This is a genomic window from Micromonospora luteifusca (assembly GCF_016907275.1).
GTDB lineage: Bacteria > Actinomycetota > Actinomycetes > Mycobacteriales > Micromonosporaceae > Micromonospora > Micromonospora luteifusca.
Genome location: NZ_JAFBBP010000001.1, coordinates 4,558,547 through 4,580,567 on the forward strand (window position 1 = coordinate 4,558,547; position 22,021 = coordinate 4,580,567).

Genomic DNA, 22,021 nt, shown 5'->3' on the forward strand with positions numbered 1-22,021 from the left:
CCGGGTCCCGGGCGGCCCGTCGCCGCCCTCACCGGTACGCCGCCCCCACGCTCCGGCCCGGCGTACCTCACCGGGTCAAACGAGCGCGGGGGCGCGAACGACGCGCGGTCAGCGCGGTGCCGCGAAGACCTGCGTCCAGTACGGCCCGTTGCTGCTGGCGATGCCGACGCCGATCTCGGTGAAGGCGCAGTTCAGGATGTTGGCCCGGTGGCCGGAGCTGTTCATCCAGGCGTCCATCACCGCGGCCGGGGTCTTCTGGTTCCAGGCCACGTTCTCGCCGTACGTGCGCCAGGCGTAACCGACCCGGTCCAGCCGGACGCCGGAGTTGCTGCCGTCGCTGCCGGTGTGGGACATGTTCTGGTGGTCGGCCTGATCCTGGCTGTGCCGCTGGGCGGCGGTCATCAGCTTGTCGTCGATGCTCAGCGCGTTGCAGCCGGCCTTGGCCCGTTCGGCGTTGACCAGATCCACGACCTCGCGGGCCTGGGCGCTGACGGTGCCGCTGGAGCCGCCGGAGCCGTTGCTGGTACTCGGCGCGCTGGTGCGCGGAGCGCTGCGGCGCGACGCGGCGGTGGTACGCGACGACTCCGGGGTGGGCTTGACGGTCCTGCTCGGTGTCGGGCTCGGCTGGGTCGGGCTGGGCGTGCTCGTCGGGGAGGGCGCGGCGAGGGTGTCGAGGACCGGCTCTTCGGTCGGCGCCGCCGACGCGGCGAAGGTGTCGTCGACCGCGGTCGGCTGACCGGCCCCGTCGTCACCGCCGGGCATCGCGAGCGCGCCGACGCCGAAACTCACCACGAGGGTGGCCGCCGCGGCGGCGCCACCGATCATCAGCGGCCGTCGCCAACGGCGGGGGGAGCGGTGCCGCCCCTCGCCGGGCCGGCCGGCACCGGAGCGCCAGCCGTCGGTCGTCTCCGCGTCGGCGTCGGCCTGCCAGTCACCGTTCGGGTCCGCGTCGGTCTGCCAGCCACCGGTCGGCTCATGATCCGGCCGGTGTGCCGGCCAGGCAGCGGTGTGGGCGTCGGGCGACCCCGCGCGGGTCGCCGGGCCCGACGGGGGCTGCTCTCGGTGCCACTCTTCGTCGGGCTGATCGGGGCCGTCGCCGAACAGGTAGGCCGAGCGGGGCTCTGGGCGATCATGCAGCCAGGCCGGCTCGTCGGTCGGCCGCTCGGCGCGCCGGGGGGCGCCGTTCGGGTCCATCGGGTCGGTCCAGCCGTACACGCCTATGCCTCCATGGGTCGGTTGCGGGCCGGGGTGACGCTACGGCGCGCCCGCGACCTGCGGCAACGTGGCTAAGGAAGAGTTAAGGGGAAGTCGGACGCCAGGGTGCGGACTTCCGCGGATCCGGGCGTACAGTAAAGGTGTCCGGACAGAGCGTGTCCGTGCCTTTGAGGCAGCCCCCCGACAAGTGGACAGGTCGACGTAGAGATGATCTACGGCCTGCGAGAACTTGACGAAGGAGGGGTTTGCGGCTCAATATATAGGTGTCGCCAGTCGCGCCCGGTCATGCCCAGATACAGCTGGAATGACAGCCGCGTACAAATGGGCGCGCGTTGGCCGGCCTTTCCGGCAGCGCATATCAAGGAGTCAGCATGGCGAAGGCCCTCTACGGCCACGTAGGTGCAGCGCCCGATCGGCGTCTGCTCGACGAGGTCACCCGACTGCGTGCCAGGGTTCAGGCACTGGAGTTCGAGATCACGCGTCTGCGTGCCGACAATGATCGGCTCGCGGCGGCTGCGGCGGAGGCGGACGATCTGCTCCGGCTGGCCGAGCCGGCGCTGACCTGATCTCCGCGTCGAAAAACTGAATCGCACCATCGCAAAAATGCGCGCCGACACGTCTGTGCCGGCGCGCAACACTGTCCGGCCCCTTTCGGCGCCGACGATTTATGATCTTGTCGTCGGTCGCGCCGGAACCGCGCCGACGAGATCCGAATAGTGTGCCGACGGATAAGCCGATCATGAACGGCCCTTGTCTTTCTCGCGGCCGACGGAACAACAGCGCGCCCTCGACCGACGCGACCCGGGGCGGGTCGCGTGCCGGCCCGCTTCCACCTCCGGGTTAGTCTGCGAGTTCACCCAGGTCCCCGCAGCCGGCGACGGTACGGCGGCCACCGGACGAGGATCGAGAAGGTGTATCTCAAGAGCCTGACGGTGAAGGGGTTCAAATCCTTCGCCTCCGCCACGACGTTGAAGCTGGAGCCCGGGATCACCTGCGTGGTGGGCCCGAACGGCTCGGGCAAGTCCAACGTCGTCGACGCCATCGCCTGGGTCCTCGGCGAGCAGGGTGCCAAGGCCCTTCGTGGCGGCAAGATGGAGGACGTCATCTTCGCCGGCACCGCCGGCCGGGCGCCGCTGGGCCGTGCCGAGGTCACCCTCACCATCGACAACACCGACGGCGCGCTGCCGATCGAGTACACCGAGGTCTCCATCACCCGCCGGATGTTCCGCTCCGGCGAGAGCGAGTACGAGATCAACGGCAACACGTGCCGGTTGCTCGACATCCAGGAGCTGCTCTCCGACTCCGGCATCGGCCGGGAGATGCACATCATCGTCGGGCAGGGCCGGCTCGACGGCATGCTGCACGCCAAGCCGGAGGACCGCCGCGCCTTCATCGAGGAGGCGGCCGGCGTCCTCAAGCACCGCAAGCGCAAGGAAAAGGCCCTGCGCAAGCTCGACGCGATGCAGACCAACCTCAACCGCCTCACCGACCTCACCGCCGAGCTGCGCCGTCAGCTCAAGCCGCTGGGCCGGCAGGCGGAGGTGGCCCGGCGCGCCGCCGCCATCCAGGCCAACCTGCGCGACGCCCGGCTGCGCCTGCTCGCCGACGACCTGGCCACCCTGCGCACCACCCTCGACCGGGAGATCGCCGACGAGACGGCGCTGCGGGAGCGGCGCGAGCAGATCGAGGGTGAGCACGCCGAGGTGCAGGGCCGACTCGGCGAGTTGGAGGCCGCGCTGGCCGAGGACGCTCCGCTGCTCGCCGCCGCCCAGGACACCTGGTACAAGCTGTCTGCCCTGCAGGAACGCTTCCGCTCGATCGAGCAGTTGGCCCGGGAGCGGCTGCGACACCTCAGCGCCAGCGGTGACGACGAGCGGCCCGGCCGCGACCCGGACCAGTTGGAGGCCGAGGCGGAACGCGTCCGCGAGCAGGAGGAGGAGCTGCGCGCGGCGCTCACCGACGACCAGATCCGGCTGGCCGAGGCGGTCGAGCACCGTCAGGAGCTGGAGCGGCAGCTTGCGGCCGCCGAGCGGGAGCTGGTCGCGGCAGCCAAGGCCATCGCCGACCGGCGGGAGGGGATGGCCCGGCTCACCGGCCAGGTCAACTCGGCCCGAGCCCGAACCACCAGCGCCGGTGAGGAGATCGAACGGCTCGCCGTCGCGCACGCCGACGCGTTGGGCCGCGCCGAGCAGGCGCAGGCCGACCTGGACGCGGTGGCCGCCCAGTCCACCGAGGCCGACCGGGACAACGCGGACCTGGACGCCCGGCACGCCGAGGCGGTCGCCGTGCAGGAGCGGGCGCAGGCCACCGTGCGATCGCTGGCCGACGCCGAGCGGACGGCGGAAAAGGACGCCGCCACCTGGAAGGCCCGGGAGGAGGCGCTCGCACTGGGTCTGCGGCGCAAGGATGGCGCCGGTGCGCTGCTCTCCCGCGCCGGTGACGTGCCTGGCCTGCTCGGCAGTCTCGCCGGGCTGCTCACCGTCGCGCCGGGCCACGAGGCCGCGCTGGCCGCCGCGCTCGGCGGCCTCGCCGACGCGGTGGCCGTCAGCGGGGTGGACGAGGCCGTCGAGGCGATGCGGCTGCTGAAGATCTCCGACGCCGGCCGGGCCGGCCTGCTCGTCGGCAGCCCTGCCGGGCCCGGCATGACCGGCTCCGCGGACGCGCTGCGCCCGAAGCTGCCTGACGAGGCCCGGTGGGCACCCGACCTGGTGGAGTGCAGCGCCGAGCTGCGTCCGGCGGTGCACCGGGCACTACGGGACGTGGCCCTCGTCGAGGATCTCGCCGCCGCGGCCGAGCTGGTCGCGAGCAATCCCGAGTTGCGGGCGGTCACCCCGGACGGTGACGTGGTCGGGGCGTACGCGGCGGCTGGCGGGTCGGCCAAGGCCCCCAGTTACATCGAGGTGCAGGCGGCCGTCGAGGAGGCCCGCACCAACCGGCTCACCGCCGAGCGCGGTGGCGCGGAGCTGCGTGACCAGCTCGTCGAGGCGCGCGCCGAGGTGGCTGCCGCCAAGGAGGCCGTGCAGCACGCCGCCGCCGAGAAGCGCGAGGCGGAGAGTCACCGCAACGCCGCCGCCCGCCGGCTGGCCGAGCTGGGCGCAGCCGCACGTTCCGCGAAGGCGGAGACCGACCGCCTCGGCGAATCCCGGGCCCGCGCAGAGGCGGCCCGGCAGCGGGACCTCACCACGCTCGACGAGTTGGAGGAGCGGCTGCGGCTGGCCGAGGAGACCCCGGTCGACGCCGAGCCCTCCACCGAGGAGCGGGACCAGCTCGCCGCCATGGTGCCGCAGGCGCGGCAGAACGAGATGGAGGTCCGGCTCGCGGTGCGTACCGCCGAGGAGCGTGTCTCCTCGATCGCCGGGCGGGCCGACTCGCTGTCCCGGCAGGCCACCGCGGAGCGGGCCGCCCGGGAACGCGCCGCGGCCCGGCGGGCCGCGCGCACCCGGGGCGCGGGCATCGCCCGGGCCGTCGCCGGCGGCGCCCGGGAGGCGCTCACCCGGCTCACCACCTCGATCGCGACGGCCGAGGAGCACCGCGACGCCGTCGCTCTGGAACGCGCCGCACGTGAGGCGGAGCTGCAGGAGGTACGCGGGGCGGCCAAGCGCCTCGGCGCGGAGTTGGAGCGGCTGACCAGCCAGGTGCACCGCGACGAGGTCGCCCGCGCCGAGCAACGGCTGCGCATCGAGCAGTTGGAGGCGAAGGCCGCCGAGGACTTCGGGCTGGACGTGGAGACGTTGGTCGCCGAGTACGGCCCCGCGCAGCCCGTCCCGCCGACCCAGGTCGATGTCGCGACGGCCGAACGTGACGGCCTGCCGGTGCCGGAGCCGGTGCGCTACGAGCGGCCGGTGCAGGAGAAGCGGGCCGCCAAGGCGGAACGCGAGTTGGCCCTGCTCGGCAAGGTCAACCCGCTCGCGCTGGAGGAGTTCGCCGCGCTGGAGGAGCGCTACAAGTTCCTCTCCGAGCAGCTGGAGGACCTCAAGGCGACCCGGCGGGACCTGCTCACCGTGGTCAAGGACGTGGACGAGCGGATCCTGGAGGTCTTCGCCAACGCGTTCGAGGACACCGCGCGGGAGTTCGAGCAGGTGTTCACCGTGCTCTTCCCCGGTGGCGAGGGCCGGCTGATCCTCACCGACCCCGAAGACCTGCTCACCACCGGTGTCGAGGTGGAGGCCCGCCCGCCGGGCAAGAAGATCAAGCGACTGTCGCTGCTCTCCGGTGGCGAACGGTCGCTGACCGCGGTGGCCATGCTGGTGGCGATCTTCCGCGCCCGGCCCAGCCCGTTCTACATCATGGACGAGGTGGAGGCGGCCCTGGACGACGTGAACCTGGGCCGGTTGATCACGTTGCTGGCACAGTTGCGGGAGAAGAGTCAGCTGATCGTCATCACGCACCAGAAGCGGACGATGGAGATCGCCGACGCGCTCTACGGCGTGACCATGCGCAGCGGGGTCACCCAGGTGATCAGCCAACGGCTCAACCGGGCCGACGAGGACGACCAGCGGCACGGCCGCGGCGAGGAGAACGGGTAGTGGCTCGGGAACGCGCGACGGCGCTCCTGCTGGACTTCGACGGCGTACTGCGCCGGTGGGACCCGGCGGTGGCCGCCGTTGTCGAGCGGGAGTACGACCTCTCCGAGGGGGTGCTCGGCGAGATCGCCATGCAGTGGGGGCGGCTCCAGCCGGTGCTCACCGGCCAGGTCAGCCACGCCGAGTGGATGAGCAGCGTGGCGGACGCCCTGACCGAATCGGTGGGCAGCCCGGAACGGGCCCGGGCCGCCGTCGAGCAGTGGCAGAGCTACCGGGGAGAGGTCGACCAGGAGGTGCTGGCGTTCGTCCGGGAGGTCCGTGCGGCGGGCGTCCGGGTCGGGCTGGCCACCAATGCCACCGACCTGCTCGACGCCGACCTTGCCGCGCTGGGCCTGGTCGGCGAGCTGGACGTGGTGGTCAACTCCTCGGTGATCGGCGTGCACAAGCCCGCCCCGGAGTACTTCCAGGCCGCCTGCGAGGCCCTGGCCACCCCGCCGGCCCGGGTCCTCTTCGTCGACGACGAGGACTGGGCCGTGCGGGGTGCCCGGTCCGCAGGGCTGTCGGCGCACCGCTGGGGCGGCCACGCCGACCTGCGTTACCTGCGGGCGGCGCTCGACTACTGAGCGCCGGTCACTCGCCGGTGACGCCGTCGATGCGTTCCCGGATCAGGTCGGCGTGGCCGTTGTGCCGGGCGTACTCCTCGATCATGTGCACGTAGACCCAGCGCAGGTTGAAGGTGCGCTTCTTGGCGCTGACCTCGGTGAACGTCTCGTCGAGCGAGTGGCCCGCGGCGGCCTCGCGGGCCAGCGCCACCTCGCGGTGGAAGATGGCGAAGTCGGCCTCGGCGTCGGCGTCGCTGACGTCGTGGTCGGCGTCCGGTGTCTCCGGGGTGAAGTACGGGTAGTCGACCGGCTCGCCGGCGAAGTTCTCCCGGAACCACCAGGCCTCGACCTCGGCCAGGTGCCGGACCAGACCGAGCAGCGTCAGCCCGGATGGCTCCACGCTCGGCGTGCGCAGCTGCTTTTCGGTCAAACCGGCGCACTTGAGCAGGAGTGTCTGACGGTGGTAGTCGAGCCAGCCGTCGAGCATGGTGCGTTCGTCGCCGACGTACGGTTCGGGGGTCCGGGTGATCTCCGGTGCGATCCAGGTCATGCCGCGCATCCTGCCCGGCAACCCCGACATGTCGCGACGGGTTATCAGGGCACCACGACGACGGGCCAGTGGCCGGTGCGGACCAGGCGGGTGGCGACCGAGCCGACCAGTCGGTGGCCGGCCTGCTCGGACGTGCCCACCACCACCATGTCGGCCTGGACTTCGTCGGCCGCCGCGCACAGCTCGCCGTACGCGTCGCCGCGGCGGAACAGGAAGGTCACCGGGATGCCCCACTGCTCGGCCCCGCGCCGGCACTCCCGGCGCAGCTCGTTGGCCACCTCGTCGTGGGTCCGCTGGACCGCCCCGGCGTCCATTCCCGGCAGCATTGCGGTCAGTCCGCTCGCCGAGCTGACGAAGACCACCACCAGGGCGGCACCCTGCCGGCGGGCCAGACCGGCGGCGTAGGAGCCGGCCCGCTCGGAGGTGCGGGTGCCGTCGACACCCACCATGATCACCCGAGGACCGTCCGTGCCCCGTTCGAAGGGCAGCGGGCGGGTCCGGGGGCCGTACTCCTCGCGGTCCGGTGCTCCCACGCTCATGCTTCTACCTCACCTCTGCTCGCCGGTGCGAACCACTGCGGCGCCAGCGCCGGCGGCGAGGGTCGATTCCCGCTCGACCTCGTCGGAAACCGGATCGCCGTTGTGCTGCCGCAGCGGGACCTCCTTGATGAAGATCACCGCGATCAGCGCGATCAGCGCGAACGGTGCGGCGGCCAGGAAGATGTCACCGGCACCGTGGCCGTACGCGCTCTCCACCACCGCCCGCAGCGGGCCGGGCAGGGTGTGCACGTCCGGCAGGGTGCCACCGCTGCCCGAGCTGGACGCGGGGATGCCGAGCTGGGCCAGGCCGTCGGCGGTGTAGTCCTTGACCTTGTGGGCGAGTACCGCTCCGAGCGCGGAGACGCCGATCGCGCCGCCCAGGCTGCGGAAGAAGGCCACCACCGAACTGGCCGCGCCGAGCTCGTGCGGGCCGACGGTGTTCTGCACGGCGAGGACCAGGTTCTGCATGGTCAGACCCAGGCCGACGCCGATCAGCAGCATGTAGACGCTGAGCACGGTGAAGCTGGTGTCCGCGCGCAGTGTGCCCATCAGCGCGAAGCCGATGGTGAGCAGCGCCGAGCCGACCACCAGGAACCGCTTCCACCGGCCGGTCTTGGTGATGATCCGCCCGCCCACCGTGGAGGCGACCAGCAGGCCGAGGATCATCGGCAGGGTCATCAGGCCGGACATCGTCGGAGACTCGCCACGGCTGATCTGGAAGTACTGGCCGAGGAAGATCGACGCGCCGAACATGCCCACACCGACCGCGATGCTCGCGACAACGGCGAGGGTGATGGTGCGGTTGCGGAACAGCCGCGGCGGGATCATCGGCTCGGCCGCCCGGGTCTCGACCCGGATCGCCAGCGCGCCGAGGAGCAGGGCACCGACCACCATGACGGCGGTCTGCCAGGAGGCCCAGGCGAACTGGTCGCCGGCGAGCGAGACCCAGATCAGCAGCACCGAGACGGCTGCGGTGATCAGGGTGGCACCCCACCAGTCGATCTGCGCCTTCCGCTTGACCACCGGCAGGTGCAGGGTCTTCTGCAGCACGATCAGCGCGACGATGGCGAACGGCACGCCGACGTAGAAGCACCAGCGCCAGCCGAGCCAGGAGGTGTCGACGATCACGCCGCCGATCAGCGGGCCGCCGATGGTGCCGACGGCCATCACGGCGCCGAGGTAGCCGCTGTAGCGACCCCGCTCGCGCGGCGTGATCATCGTCGCCATGATCACCTGGGCGAGCGCGGTGAGGCCACCGGCGCCGACGCCCTGCAGCACGCGGCAGGCGATCAGCTCACCGGTGCCCTGCGCGAGACCGGCCAGCACCGAGCCCAGCACGTAGATCCCCAGGGCGAGCTGAACCAGCGTCTTCTTACTGGTCAGGTCGGCCATCTTGCCCCAGATGGGGGTGGTCGCGGTGGTCGCGAGCAGGGCCGAGGTCACCACCCAGGTGTACGCGGACTGCCCGCCGTGCAGCTCGGTGATGATCCGCGGCAGCGCGTTCGAGATGACCGTGGAGGAGAGGATCGCGACGAACAGGCCCAGCAGCAGGCCGGAGAGCGCCTCCAGGATCTGCCGGTGGGTCATGTTGACAGCTGTCGCCCGGGCGGGCGCTGTCGCCTGGCTCATCGTTTGTTGCCTCCGAGCGGAGTAGAGGTGGAGCGGCGGCGGGCTTCTACGCGGGTCGCCTGAGAGTTGCCTGAAGCAACCTATGCCTTGGTTGCCTAGAGCAACAACTTGTGTGGGCAGCGCCCTATTCCCCGTCGTCGGGGCGTTACTGACAGGAATCCCGTTGGGGCGTTACTTCCAGGAATCGTTGAAGCGGCCGAGCAGCCGGGCGAACTCCTCCACGTCCCGATCCGGCCAGCCGTCCAGTGCACGTAGGAATTCGCCCAACCGGGCGTACCTCGCCACGTCGAACCGGCGCTGCCCCTCCTCGGTCATGCTGATCTGCGCGGCCCGCCGATCGCTCGGATCGGGGTCGCGGTGGACCAGGCCGAGGACCTCCAACGCGTTGATCTGCCGGCTCAGCGTCCCCTTGCCCACCCCCAGCCGCGCCGCCAACTCGGTCAACCGGATCGACCCACTGCGGCGCAACCAGAGCAGCAACCCGTAGGTGTTCGGCTCCAGGTTCGGGTGCACCTCGCGGGCGATTTCCCACGAAACCGCCCGCCCACGACGCAGCAGAGCGGTCAACTCGTGCTCGACCGCCCGGATCGGTTCCGGCAGGTGCTCATCCACGGCGTAGAGACTACGGCGACGTCGGTCGATCGGCACCGGAGAGTCGGCGGTGCATCACCTGGCGTAGGTGACCGTCACTCGTCGTGCCCTCGATGGTCACCTCGGCCGCCCGACCCCGATGGGTCAGCGTGGCGACGGCGTTGCCGAAGTAGGGGCCGGCCAGCTTGTGCCAGCGCACCTTGGGGCGGCGGACACCCGCCGAGCGGGCCAGCGCCCGGGTGGCCCCCGCCGGGCCGGACGACCAGCCCAACCGCATCAGCGGACGGATGCCGGCCGGCACCTGGTTGTGGATCGGCGAGCAGGTGAGCTGATGCACCGGAGTGACCACCGCCGGGTCGAGGAACCGGGCCCGAGCCACGTACGAGTGGTGCACATCTCCGGAGAGCACACTGATCGACGCCGGCGGGGCGTACGCCGGACCGGCGCCGACCCGCGCACCGGACTGCTTCGGGGTGCCGGTGCCGATGCGGGCGAAAGTCTCCGCGAGCGCATCGAAGGAACGCCGGAACGCGGCCCAGTGCTCCAGGTCCAGTGCGCGGCGCAGCTTCTCCGCCCCCTGCGCCACCCAGGGGCGACGCGAATCGGCCAGCTTCTCGTTCCACGCCTCGATGTGATGGATGCCCTGCGGGAGCAGCCAGGGCAGCGAAGCGCCGACCACCAGGTGGTCGTAGACGCCGTGCGCCTGGTCGAGGAACCAGGACCACTCGCCGGGCGGCAGCATGGCCCGACTGCCCGCATCGAGCACCCGGCTGCACCGGTTGTCCAGCATGACCAACCGGGTCCGGCCCAGGTCCAGGGCGTAGCTCCACTGGTACTGCACCGCGCGCCAGCGTTCGGTGTCGTGCGCCAGGTCGGACTCCTGGTCGACCCGGTGCCCGAACTCACGCAGCACGCCGGTGGCGTCCTCGGCGGCGGCGACCTTGGCGAAGACCGGATCGGCGGCGATCTCGTCGGGGGCGAGATTGCCCAGGTGCTGGTAGACCCAGTACGACGCGAGCCCACTGCCGATCCGCTCCGGCCACCACGGCTGTTCGCGCACCTCCGCGCGCCACGCCGCCGAGGTGTTCCAGTCGTCGATGATCTCGTGGTCGTCGAAGATCATCACGCTCGGCACGGTGGAGAGCAGCCAGCGGATCTCCGGATCACGCCAGGACTCCAGGTAGAGCTTGGTGTACTCGTCGAAGCTCACCACCTGGTCGGCCGGGGCGCCCTTTGGACGCCGGCGACGCCGACGCAGCAACCGGCGCACCGTCGGCGAGGTGACATCGGCGTAGACCTGGTCACCGAGCAGCACCAGCAGGTCAGGAAGCGGGTTCGATTCCGGGTCGGCCATCAACCGCCGGGCGTACGCGTCCAGGGCGTCCGGCGGCAGCTTGCGGGTGGTGGCGTGCTGGGTGGTCTCCCGACACGAGCCGAAGATCAGGCTGACCGGCTGGTCCCGATCGTCGGCGGCCCGGGTGCGGATCACGCTCGGCGGGAAACCGCTGCTCGGTACCGGCCAGACCAGCTCGTCGTCGACCAGGACCTCGTAGGTGGTCTCGCTGTCCGGGGTGAGCCCCTCCACCACCACAAGGGCGTAGTGGTGGTCGTACGCCGAGAAGGTGGGCGCGGTGCCGGTGGCGCCGCCTGCGGTGCGGACGGTGACCACGGCGGGCGCCGCCGTCTCCACCCAGACGGTGGCCCGGGTGTCCACCACTCGCCGCAGGAGTGGGCCGATGAGGAGGTGAGCGGCGGGCATGCGGCCGAGCCTACCGCCGGTTCCGGTGCCGCCCGGGGTGCGGTGGCTGAAGCTCCGGGCACGGCTCGGGGTGCGGTGGCTGGGACTCCGGGCACGGCTCGGGGTGCGGTGGCTGGGACGCCGCCGCCGGCATCTGACAGGATTCCGGCATGGCCGAATATCTCGTCCTCGTTCTGGTCCTGCTCGGTGTGCTGATCGCCGGCACAGTCGGGCTGGTCGTGCCGCGTCTGCGGCGGCGGCCTGAGCCCCCGCTGCCGCGCACCGAGGTCGACACCAGAGCCGAGGAAGATCTCGCCGGCCCGCCGGTCGAGGCACCGGAGTCCGATCTGTCCACCGGTGTCCTGGTCGAGCCGCCACCGGTGATCGAGGTACCCGTTGAGGTGCCCGAGCCGACCGCCGGGCGGCTGGTCCGGCTCCGCTCACGACTGTCCCGCTCGCAGAACGTCTTCGGCAAGGGCCTGCTCGGCCTGCTCGCCCGCGACCACCTCGACGAGGACGTCTGGGAGGAGATCGAGGACAGTCTGATCACCGCCGACGTCGGCGTCGACTCCACCCGCGACATCGTCGACCGGCTCCGCGAGCGCACCAAGGTGCTCGGCACCCGCTCGGCCTCCGAACTGCGGGCACTGCTCGCCGCCGAACTGGTCAACGCGCTCGACCCGAGCCTGGACCGGTCGTTGCGGACCGCCCCGAAGGACGGCGTGCCGGCCGTGGTCCTGGTCGTCGGCGTCAACGGCGCCGGCAAGACCACCACCTGCGGCAAGATCGCCCGGGTGCTGGTGGCCGACGGCCGCAGCGTGCTGCTCGGCGCCGCGGACACCTTCCGGGCCGCCGCCGCCGACCAGCTGGAGACCTGGGGCTCGCGCGTCGGCGCGGAGACCGTCCGTGGCCCCGAGGCTGCCGACCCCGCCAGCGTCGCCTTCGACGCCGTCAAGCGCGGCATCGACACCGGCGTGGACACCGTGCTCATCGACACCGCCGGCCGCCTGCAGAACAAGGTCGGCCTGATGGACGAGCTGGGCAAGGTCAAGCGTGTGGTGGAGAAGCAGGGCCCGATCGACGAGACACTGCTCATCCTGGACGCCACCACCGGGCAGAACGGCCTGGAACAGGCCAGGGTCTTCACCGACGTGGTCAACGTGACAGGCGTGGTGCTGACCAAGCTCGACGGCACCGCCAAGGGCGGCATCGTGATCGCCGTCCAGCGCAAGCTCGGCATCCCCGTGAAGCTGGTCGGCCTCGGCGAAGGCAAGGACGACCTGGCCCCGTTCGACCCGGCGCAGTTCGTCGACGCGTTACTGGGGACCGAGGCCACCGGACGGGACGCGTAGTCTCGGGTGACCAGTGACAACCGCGCCTACGCGGGCTGGCGCGAGCCCGGCCACCCCTCGCAGCGCCTCGGGAGACCGTACGTGACTTCGCAGGAGATCCCGCTGCACGGCGGTAACGTGAGCACCGTCGTCCGCGTCGGCGACACGGTCCGCCGCAACGCCGGACCGTGGACACCCTCCGTGCACGCCCTGCTGCGGCACCTGGAGTACGTCGGCTTCACCGGCGCCCCACGAGCGCTCGGCATGGACGAACGCAACCGTGAGGTCCTGTCGTACCTGGAGGGGGAGTGCGGAGAATATCCGCTCGCCCCGCACTGGGTGACCGACGAGGCGTTGGTCACCGTCGCCACCATGCTGCGGATGTTCCACGACGCGCAGTACGGCTTCGCCCCGCAGCCGGGGGCGGTCTGGCGCTCCTTCGGGCCCCCACCACCGGACACCGAGGTGATCTGCCACCACGACGCCGCGCCGCACAACGTGATCTGGCGACCGGACGGCACCCTCGGGCTGATCGACTTCGACCTCGCCTCACCCGGAGCACGGATCTACGACGTGGCGTACGCGGCCTGGACCTGGGTGCCGATCTTCGCGGACCGGGACTCGATCACGCTGGGCTGGAAGCACCCGGACCGGCCGCGCCGGCTACGGCTCTTCGCCGACGCGTACGGGCTGATCCCTCGGGACCGGCACCGGCTGATCCGGACCATCCGCAAGAGGATCGTGGACCACGTCGAGGGGATCCGCCGAATGGCCGCCGCCGGAGAGCCGGCGTTCGTCCGGATCGTGCACAAGGGCCACCTGCGCCGGCCCATGCGCGATCTGCGGCTGCTCGACTACGAGCGGCACGCCCTGGAGAACGCCCTCCGCTGAGCGCCGACCGGTCGATGCTCGGCCCGTCCCGTCAAGCGGACCGGTCAATGGGTGCGGCCGGTCAGCCATCGACGTCCGCCGTCCGGGCGATCCACCACCGTCCATGCCGCTGAGTGTGCGAAGTTCGTGACACGTACGAAACAACCTGTCACGAGACGGAAACCCGCACGGGACCTCGGGTGAAACAGCCGGCCGCGAAGCTTCCGCCCAACCGGCCTACGGGCGACGCTGCCCCGGAAAGCCGCGAAGGAGGACTTCACCCTTTAGGAGGCCAGCGTGCCTGAAGCACCGACGATCGACGGCGCCAATACCACGTGGCTGCTGGTTTCGACCGCGCTCGTGCTGCTCATGACCCCCGGATTGGCGCTGTTCTACGGCGGCCTCAACCGGGCCAAGGGCGTACTCAACATGATGATGATGAGCTTCTCCGCCATCGGGCTCATCTCCATTCTGTGGTGGTTCTACGGATTCAGCGTCGCCTTCGGGACCGACGTGAACGGCTTCTTCGGCAACCCGGGCACGTACCTCGGCACCAAGACCTTCCTCGCCGAGACCGACCTGTGGGGTGCCACGGCGGAGAACCCCAGCGGCATCGGGATTCCGCTCTACGTGTTCATGGCCTTCCAGATGGTCTTCGCGGTCATCACCGTCGCGCTGATCAGTGGTGCCATCGCCGACCGGGCCAAGTTCGCCGGCTGGCTGCTGTTCGCGTTCGGCTGGGCCACCCTGGTCTACTTCCCGGTCGCGCACTGGGTGTGGGGCGGCGGCTTCATCGGCGGCGGTGCCGAAGGGCTGCACATCCACGCACTGGACTTCGCCGGCGGCACCGCGGTGCACATCAACGCCGGTGCGGCGGCCCTGGCAGTGGCCCTGGTGCTCGGCAAGCGGCTCGGTTGGCCGCGCGAGGGCATGAAGCCGCACAACATCCCGTTGGTCGCTCTCGGTGCGGGTTTGCTGTGGTTCGGCTGGTTCGGGTTCAACGCCGGCTCGGAGTTGACCGTCGACTCGGTTGCCGGCCTCGCCTTCATCAACACCCAGCTCGCCACGGCGGCGGCGGTGCTCGGCTGGATCGCGGTCGAGTGGGTCAAGACCCGTAAGCCGACCATGGTCGGTGCCTCGTCCGGCGCTGTCGCCGGCCTGGTCGCCATCACCCCGGCCTGTGGCTTCATCGCACCGTGGGCATCCGTCCTGCTCGGTATCGTCGCCGGTGCCGTCTGCGCGCTCGCCGTCAGCCTCAAGTACAAGCTCGGCTACGACGACTCGCTCGACGTGGTCGGCGTGCACTTCGTCGGCGGCTGGATCGGCTCGCTCTGGCTCGGTCTCTTCGCCACCAACTCGGTCAACGCCGCGATCACCGACGTGGTGGGTGGCTCCGACGGTCTCTTCTACGGAGGCGGCGTCACCCAGCTCGGGCGACAGGCCCTCGCCGGTCTGATCGTCACCGTCTGGTCGTTCGGCATCGCCTGGGTGCTCGCCTTCGTCATCGAGAAGACGATCGGCTTCCGGGTGGAGGCCGAGGCCGAGGTCGAGGGCATCGACATCGGCGAGCACGCCGAGAGCAGCTACGACCTGTCCCCGGCTGGCGGTGGCACGGGCAGCGCGTTCGCGATGGCTGGCATCGGCACCCCCGGTGGCGGCACGACGAGCGCTGCCAAGCCGGAGGCGGACGTCGCCGAACCGGTCAGCGAAAAGGTCGCCGGTTAACGTTCCTGGGATGGAGGGGTTGGACATGAAGCTGGTGACCGCGGTCATCAAGCCGTACCAGCTGGACGCGGTGAAGGAGGCCCTGCACGCCCTCGGGGTGGCCGGGTTGACCGTCAGCGAGGTTCAGGGGTACGGGCGGCAGAAGGGGCACACCGAGGTCTACCGGGGTGCCGAGTACACGGTCGAGTTCCTGCCCAAGATCCGGGTCGAGGTGCTCACCGACGAAATCGACGTCGACAAGGTGGTGGACGCCATCGTCGGGGCAGCCCGGACGGGCAAGATCGGCGACGGCAAGGTCTGGGTCACCGGTGTCGAAGAGGTCGTCCGGGTTCGTACCGGCGAACGCGGCCTCGACGCACTCTGACCAGGACCACGACTGACATGACCTCGTTGATCAAGAAGAACGCGTCAGAAAACGCCGACGACGGTGACGCGAACCTCTTGATCAACGAGGTCGTCGGCGTTCCCGGGGGGATCGGCGAGGCGGCTCGGCTGGCACGATCGGCGGCCTACGACTCCTTCCTGCGCGGGTTGCTGGCTGGGCGGGACGGCGTGGCACTGCTCGCCGTCGGGGGGTTGGGCCGGCGGCAGTGTGCTCCGTACAGCGATCTCGACCTGGTTCTGCTGCACGCGGGCGTGCCGGGCACGGACGAGCTGGCCGCCTCGATCTGGTATCCGATCTGGGACGCGGGCCTGCGACTCGACCATTCGGTACGTACCGTCGCCGAGGCTCTCTCGGTCGCCCAGGACGACGTCAAGGTCGCCCTCGGGCTGCTCGACGCCCGGCTGATCGTGGGCGACCAGGCGCTGGCCGACGCGTTGATCCGCACCGCCGCCGATCATTGGCGGCGCACCGCCGTACGTCACCTGCCCGGCCTGCGGGAGGTCACCGCCGCCCGCTGGCAGGCCCACGGTGAGCTGGCGTTCCTGCTGGAGGGCGACCTCAAGGAGGCCGCCGGTGGCCTGCGCGACGTGGGTCTGCTGCGGGCGGTCTCCGCCGCCGGCATCACTGACGCGCTGCGCCCGGCCGTGCGCGCCGCCCACCTGCGCCTGCTGGACACCCGCGACGCCCTGCACCAGCAGGTCGGCCGACGGGTCGACCGGTTGGTCGCCCAGGAACGCGACGGAGTGGCCGCCCTGCTCGGGCTACGACAACTCCAGCCCGGCACATCCGACGCCGCGCGGCACCCCGGAGCCGTCGTCGAGGACGGCGACGCCCTCCTGCGGCGGGTCGCCGGTGACGCCCGCACGGTCAGCCACGCTCTGGATGATGCGTTCCGTGCCGCCGAGCGGCTGCGCTCCGGCCGGTCCCGAGGCGGCAACGGTCGCCCCGTGCGCCGCCCGGTGGCCCGCGACGTGGTCGAGCACGACGGCGAGCTGGTGCTGGCCCGGACGGCGATCGGGGCACGCCCCGACCCGAGCCTCTCGCTGCGGGTGGCCGCCGCCGCGGCCACGACCCGCCTCCCGATCGCCCGGGCCACCTGCGAGTGGCTGGCGGCCTACTGCCCGCCCCTGCCCGCGCCCTGGCCGGCTGAGGCCCGGGCCGCGCTGACCACCCTGCTCGGCGCCGGTCCCGGCCTGGTGCCCGCCTGGGAGACCTGCGACCGGTACGGGCTGGTCGACGGCTGGCTGCCCGAGTGGACCCGGCTGCGCAGCCTGCCCCAGCACAACCCGGTGCACCGCTACACCCTCGATCGGCACCTGGTGCAGGCCGCTCACGAGGCTAGCCGGCACGCCCGCGAGGTGGAACGCCCCGACCTGCTGCTCCTCGGTGCCCTCCTGCACGACATCGGCAAGGGCCTCACGGGCGATCACAGCACCGTCGGTGTGCCACTGGCCCAGGCGGTGGCGACCCGGATCGGTCTGCCACCCGGCGAAGTCGCGCTGATCGGCACGCTGGTCCGGTTGCACCTGCTGCTGCCCGACGTGGCCACCCGCCGGGACCTGGCCGACCCGGTCACCATCGCCTCGGTGGCCGAGGCGGTCGGGGACACCGGCACCCTCGACCTGCTGCACGCGCTGGTCCGTGCCGACGCGGCGGCGACCGGACCGGCGGCCTGGTCGGACTGGAAGGGTCGGCTCGTCGCCGAGCTGGTCGCCCGGGTCCGCACCGCGCTGGACACCGGCATGCTGCCCGAGCCTCCGGCTCCGGATCCGGCGCTGCTGGCCGGGCCACTGCCAGTCGTCCACCTGACCGGGGACCGGGTGTCGGTCGCCGCGGCCGACCGCCGAGGCCTGCTCGCCACGGTTGCCGGCTGCCTGGCCCTGCACCGGCTGGAAGTGATCTCCGCGGATGCGTCCGTGGTCGACGGCCGCGCCCTGGTCGAGTGCCGGGTGCAACCCCGCTACGGCCTGCCGCCGGATCCGGTGTCGCTCCGTGCCGATCTGCGCCGGGCGGTCGGCGGTGACGTGTCGGTCACCCAGCGCCTGCGCGGCCGTGCGCTCGCCGCCCGCGGCGGCGGAGCTGCTCCCCGGGTCGTTTGGCACCGCGAGGCGGCCACCGACGCGGTGCTGCTGGAGTTGCGCGCGGCCGACGCCGCCGGATTGCTCTACCGGGTCACCTGCGCGCTCGACGACGCGGGCGCCCTGGTCCGGGCGGCCCGCATCTCCACTCTCGGCGCGGACGTGGTGGACGCCTTTTACCTGGTCGGCGGCTGGCCGGACGACGACGTCCGAGCACGCCTGGAGGCCGCGGTCCTCGCCGCCGTCTGACCCACGGCCGCTGTTGGACGGCCTTGTGCGGTCTGCGGTGGCTGGGCCTGAGTCTCCGGAACGCGCCCGGCGCGAGCCAGCTATCCGCTGTGAGCGGTATGACTCTGAGGCATATTTATACCTGTGTGTCATACCGCTCACGGGGGTGTCCGCCACCGACCGCCCCACTCCGGAGCCCGCTGACCCGCCTCCCTGGCGGGGTGACCGCCGACCCGCCCGAAAGTGGAGGCCAGGCCACGAGCAGGAGAGGCGTGGAGGGAAGGGCCGCGACCGGGAGCATGGCCCGGATGCGCGGCCGGGGATGCGCGGCCGGGGCGTGACCGGGAGCATGGCCGGAGCGTGTGGCTGGGGGCAGCGGGTACGTCCGGGAGCGTAGGTGCGATCCCGCTCGTGGACGCACGACGAGGCCGGTCTGCGCGGGCAGAATGACGGCCATGTGGAGCGGGGGCCAGCGGGGATGGCGGTGGGCAGCGGCGGACGCCGCGTTTGCCCTGGCGCTGCTCGTGATCGGGCTACTCGGCACCGACCTGGCCGGCGACGACCAACCGGGATCGAGGCCGGTGGACGCCACCTGTCGGGTGCTGATCGTGGTCGCCGCGCTGGCCCTGATGGCGCGGCACCGGGCGCCGGCGGCCGTCCTCGTCGTGGTCAGCGTGGCCACCACGATCTACCTGGTGATCGGCTACCCGTACGGGCCGATACTGCTGACGCTCCTGGTGGCGGTGTACACCGTCGCGACACGATTGCCGGTGCGCCCGGCGGCACTCGCCACCGGTGGCGCATTTGTTCTGCTCCTCACGCACGTCTTCGTCTCCCTCGGCCCAGTCTCCGGTTGGACGGCGGTGCTGCCCACGTCGGCCTGGGTGGTCGTACCGTTCGCGGTGGGGGTGGTGGTGCGGGTCAACCGCGAGACGGCCGCGCGCAGCCGGGCCGAGGAAGCCCGTAGCCGCGCCGAGCAGGCTCGGCGGCAGACCGACGAGGAACGGTTGCGTATCGCGCAGGAGGTGCACGACGTGGTGGGGCACGGGCTCGCCGCGATCAGCATGCAGGCGGAGATCGCCCTGCATCTGTTGCCGAAACGACCCGAGCAGGCGGAAACCGCACTCACCGCGATCAGCCGGACCAGTCGGGAGGCGTTGGACGAACTCCGAGTCACCTTGGGCGCGGTACGGCAGGGCGCCGAGCGTGGTCCAGTGCCCGGCCTGGCCCGGCTCGCGGCGTTGCGCGACCGGCTCGCCGGGGCCGGTCTCGCCGTCGAGCTGAGTGTGGTCGGCGACCCTCGCGAGTTGCCGGCCGCGGTAGACCTGGCCGCGTACCGGGTGGTGCAGGAGGCGTTGACGAACGTGCTGCGTCACGCTGGGGTTTCCGACGCGGAGGTGACCGTCGACTACCGGGCCGACGAGCTGACCGTGGAGGTCACGGACCGGGGCACCGGCGCAGCCGGCGATGGGACCGGTCCGGCCGCCGACGGTGACGGTGTCGGCGGGCACGGTCTGGCGGGGATGCGGGAGCGGGTTGCGGCGCTGGGCGGGCGGTTGACCGCCGGGCCGCGTACCGGAGGTGGGTTCCGGGTCCACGCCCGGCTGCCGCTGGAGTCGACCCCGTGATCCGGGTGCTCATCGCCGACGACCAGGACCTGGTCCGGCTCGGTCTGCGCGCGCTGGTCGAGAGCGAGGACGACCTGGCGCTGGCCGGCGAGGCGGCCGACGGGCTGCGGGCGGTCGAGCTGGCGCGTCGGGAACGGCCGGACGTGGTGCTGATGGACATCCGAATGCCCGGCATCGACGGCATCGAGGCGACCCGGCGGATCGTCGCCGACCCCGACCTGACCGGTACGCGGGTGGTGGTGCTGACCACCTTCGAGCTGGACGAGTACGTCTTCGACGCGCTGCGGCACGGTGCGAGCGGGTTCCTCACCAAGGACACCCGACCGGCTGAGCTGCTACGCGCGATCCGGTTGGTCGCCGAGGGGGAGGCGCTGCTGTCACCGTCGGTGACCCGACGGGTGGTGCGCGAGTTCGCCACCCGGCCGTCCCGGGTGCTTCGTCCGCACCCCCGGTTGGACGCGCTCACCGACCGGGAGCGCCAGGTCGTCGGCCTGGTCGGTGAGGGCCTGAACAACGAGGAGATCGCCGTACGGCTGGTGGTCAGCCCGGCGACCGCGCGGACCCACGTCAGCCGGGCGATGGGCAAGCTGGGAGCCCGGGACCGGGCCCAGCTCGTCGTCTTCGCGTACCAGTCGGGGTTGGTGTCGGAGTGACGGCCCCGGCGGGCCGGGCCGGGCGACAGCGGCCCCGCGGCGGGGCGGCTACCCTAGCGGTGGTCGGACTCCGCAGTGCCGGCCGCGTTGTGCCCGCCGGAACACTGACAAACGGGATGTTCGCGTGTTTGACACCTTGAGTGACCGCCTGTCCGGGATCTTCACCAAGCTCCGCGGCAAGGGGCGGCTCACCGACGCCGACATCGACGCCACCGCGCGCGAGATCCGCCTCGCGCTGCTGGAGGCGGACGTCGCGCTGCCGGTCGTCAAGGGCTTCATCGCGGCCGTCAAGGAGCGGGCCCGCAGCTCCGAGGTCTCCCAGGCGCTGAACCCGGCCCAGCAGATCATCAAGATCGTCAACGAAGAGCTGATCACCGTGCTCGGTGGCGAGGGCCGGCGGCTCCAGTTCGCCAAGCAGCCGCCGACCGTGATCATGCTGGCCGGTCTCCAGGGTTCCGGTAAGACGACCCTGGCCGGCAAGCTGGCCCGCTGGCTCAAGGCGCAGGGACACCAGCCGCTGCTCGTCGCCGCGGACCTCCAGCGCCCCAACGCCGTCGGGCAGCTCCAGGTGCTCGGTGGCCGGGCTGGCGTCGAGGTGTACGCCCCGGAGCCCGGCAACGGCACCGGTGACCCGGTGCAGGTGGCCCGCGCGTCGATCGAGCACGCGAAGCGGGCAGCCCGCGACATCGTCATCGTCGACACCGCCGGCCGGCTCGGCATCGACGCCGAGATGATGCAGCAGGCCGCCGACATTCGCGACGCCGTCTCGCCGGACGAGGTCATCTTCGTCATCGACGCCATGGTCGGCCAGGATGCCGTGCGCACCGCCGAGGCGTTCCGCGACGGCGTCGGCATCACCGGCGTGGTGCTCTCCAAGCTCGACGGCGACGCCCGTGGTGGTGCCGCGCTGTCGGTCCGCGAGGTGACCGGGCAGCCGATCCTGTTCGCCTCCACCGGCGAAAAGTTGGAAGACTTCGACGTCTTCCACCCCGACCGGATGGCCAGCCGGATCCTCGGCATGGGCGATGTCCTCACTCTGATCGAGCAGGCCGAGCAGGCCTTCGACTCCGATCAGAAGGAGAAGATGACCGCCAAGCTGATGGGCGGTGAGCAGTTCACCCTGGACGACTTCCTCGACCAGCTCATCGCGGTGCGGCGGATGGGCCCGATCGCCAACGTGCTGGCCATGATGCCCGGCATGGGGCAGATGAAGGACCAGCTCGCCGACCTGGACGACAGCCACTTCGACCGGGTCACCGCGATCATCCGGTCGATGACCCCGGGCGAGCGGACCAACCCGAAGATCATCAACGGGTCCCGCCGGGCGCGCATCGCCAACGGTTCCGGGGTCACCGTGATGGACGTCAACCAGCTGCTCAACCGCTTCGCCGACGCGCAGAAGATGATGAAGCAGATGGGCGGCATGATGGGCCTGCCCGGAGGTGGCCGGCGCAAGGCGACCAAGTCGCCGAAGAACAAGCGCAAGGGCACCAAGGGCGGCGGTCGTCCGCGTACCGGGGCGGGCGCCGGGATGCCGGGCGGCTTCCCGGGTGGCATGCCGCAGCTCCCGCCGGGCATGGACCCGAACGACCTCGCCGGCGGCCAGGGCCTGCCGCCCGGCTTCAAGCTCCCGAAGATCGACTTCAACAAGCTCGGCAAGGGCGACAACCGCCCCCGCTGACCTCCGTGCCGGTCGAGGGCGACCTGCTCGCCCCCGACCGGGCGTGATCGGGTAG

At 71.6% G+C, this 22,021-nt stretch carries 17 protein-coding genes; 11 read left to right on the plus strand and 6 right to left on the minus strand.

Features of this window, described 5'->3' with window-relative positions:
• Nucleotides 1–108 precede the first annotated feature (108 nt).
• Nucleotides 109–1,194 (minus strand): CAP domain-containing protein, encoded by a 1,086-nt coding sequence (locus JOD64_RS20860; RefSeq protein WP_204946167.1) that lies wholly within the window; start codon nucleotides 1,192–1,194, stop codon nucleotides 109–111.
• Nucleotides 1,195–1,586: 392 nt separating this feature from the next.
• Here JOD64_RS20860 and JOD64_RS20865 point away from each other — a divergent pair, with 392 nt between their 5' ends.
• The 3 genes from JOD64_RS20865 to JOD64_RS20875 all read left to right on the plus strand — a co-directional run bounded on the left by JOD64_RS20865 (nucleotide 1,587) and on the right by JOD64_RS20875 (nucleotide 6,361).
• A complete protein-coding gene (locus JOD64_RS20865) occupies nucleotides 1,587–1,781 on the plus strand; it encodes a hypothetical protein (protein WP_007456482.1) in 195 nt (64 codons plus the stop codon).
• 345 nt (nucleotides 1,782–2,126) lie between these two features.
• Nucleotides 2,127–5,741, plus strand: a complete 3,615-nt coding sequence (smc, locus tag JOD64_RS20870) for a chromosome segregation protein SMC (RefSeq protein WP_204943749.1) — start codon at nucleotides 2,127–2,129, stop codon at nucleotides 5,739–5,741.
• Complete coding sequence (locus JOD64_RS20875; protein ID WP_204943750.1) at nucleotides 5,741–6,361, plus strand: HAD family hydrolase; 621 nt, start codon at nucleotides 5,741–5,743, stop codon at nucleotides 6,359–6,361. The genes smc and JOD64_RS20875 overlap by 1 nt, the downstream gene beginning before the upstream one ends.
• Nucleotides 6,362–6,368: 7 nt before the next feature.
• On the opposite strand, the gene JOD64_RS20880 is transcribed toward JOD64_RS20875, so the two are convergent.
• The 5 genes from JOD64_RS20880 to JOD64_RS20900 all read right to left on the minus strand — a co-directional run bounded on the left by JOD64_RS20880 (nucleotide 6,369) and on the right by JOD64_RS20900 (nucleotide 11,408).
• On the minus strand, nucleotides 6,369–6,890 hold the full coding sequence (locus tag JOD64_RS20880; protein WP_204943751.1) for a DinB family protein: 522 nt from the start codon (nucleotides 6,888–6,890) through the stop codon (nucleotides 6,369–6,371).
• A gap of 44 nt (nucleotides 6,891–6,934) precedes the next feature.
• The gene (locus tag JOD64_RS20885; protein ID WP_239559603.1) at nucleotides 6,935–7,429 is read right to left on the minus strand and encodes a universal stress protein; all 495 of its coding nucleotides are present in this window, start codon (nucleotides 7,427–7,429) and stop codon (nucleotides 6,935–6,937) included.
• Nucleotides 7,430–7,438: 9 nt separating this feature from the next.
• The gene (locus JOD64_RS20890; RefSeq protein ID WP_204943752.1) at nucleotides 7,439–9,058 is read right to left on the minus strand and encodes an MDR family MFS transporter; all 1,620 of its coding nucleotides are present in this window, start codon (nucleotides 9,056–9,058) and stop codon (nucleotides 7,439–7,441) included.
• 171 nt (nucleotides 9,059–9,229) lie between these two features.
• A complete protein-coding gene (locus JOD64_RS20895) occupies nucleotides 9,230–9,670 on the minus strand; it encodes a MarR family winged helix-turn-helix transcriptional regulator (RefSeq protein WP_307813528.1) in 441 nt (146 codons plus the stop codon).
• A 10-nt stretch (nucleotides 9,671–9,680) separates the two neighbouring features.
• On the minus strand, nucleotides 9,681–11,408 hold the full coding sequence (locus JOD64_RS20900) for an alkaline phosphatase D family protein (RefSeq protein WP_204943753.1): 1,728 nt from the start codon (nucleotides 11,406–11,408) through the stop codon (nucleotides 9,681–9,683).
• A gap of 149 nt (nucleotides 11,409–11,557) precedes the next feature.
• Between JOD64_RS20900 and ftsY the strand changes: the two genes are divergently transcribed.
• The 8 genes from ftsY (at nucleotide 11,558) to ffh (ending at nucleotide 21,966) form a co-directional block, all read left to right on the plus strand.
• Nucleotides 11,558–12,739, plus strand: a complete 1,182-nt coding sequence (ftsY, locus tag JOD64_RS20905) for a signal recognition particle-docking protein FtsY (protein WP_204943754.1) — start codon at nucleotides 11,558–11,560, stop codon at nucleotides 12,737–12,739.
• A 6-nt stretch (nucleotides 12,740–12,745) separates the two neighbouring features.
• Nucleotides 12,746–13,609: an aminoglycoside phosphotransferase family protein gene (locus JOD64_RS20910; protein ID WP_204943755.1), complete on the plus strand. Its 864-nt coding sequence runs from the start codon at nucleotides 12,746–12,748 to the stop codon at nucleotides 13,607–13,609.
• Between the two features lie 276 nt (nucleotides 13,610–13,885).
• Complete coding sequence (locus tag JOD64_RS20915; protein WP_204943756.1) at nucleotides 13,886–15,313, plus strand: ammonium transporter; 1,428 nt, start codon at nucleotides 13,886–13,888, stop codon at nucleotides 15,311–15,313.
• Nucleotides 15,314–15,338: 25 nt separating this feature from the next.
• Nucleotides 15,339–15,677 (plus strand): P-II family nitrogen regulator, encoded by a 339-nt coding sequence (locus JOD64_RS20920; protein WP_172862163.1) that lies wholly within the window; start codon nucleotides 15,339–15,341, stop codon nucleotides 15,675–15,677.
• 17 nt (nucleotides 15,678–15,694) lie between these two features.
• Entirely contained in the window at nucleotides 15,695–18,025 is a 2,331-nt protein-coding gene (locus tag JOD64_RS20925) for a [protein-PII] uridylyltransferase (protein WP_204943757.1), read from the plus strand.
• Between the two features lie 434 nt (nucleotides 18,026–18,459).
• The gene (locus JOD64_RS20930) at nucleotides 18,460–19,632 is read left to right on the plus strand and encodes a sensor histidine kinase (RefSeq protein ID WP_239559604.1); all 1,173 of its coding nucleotides are present in this window, start codon (nucleotides 18,460–18,462) and stop codon (nucleotides 19,630–19,632) included.
• Complete coding sequence (locus JOD64_RS20935) at nucleotides 19,629–20,285, plus strand: response regulator transcription factor (protein ID WP_110562440.1); 657 nt, start codon at nucleotides 19,629–19,631, stop codon at nucleotides 20,283–20,285. The genes JOD64_RS20930 and JOD64_RS20935 overlap by 4 nt, the downstream gene beginning before the upstream one ends.
• 124 nt (nucleotides 20,286–20,409) lie before the next feature.
• A complete protein-coding gene (gene ffh, locus JOD64_RS20940) occupies nucleotides 20,410–21,966 on the plus strand; it encodes a signal recognition particle protein (protein ID WP_204943759.1) in 1,557 nt (518 codons plus the stop codon).
• Nucleotides 21,967–22,021: the final 55 nt, after the last annotated feature.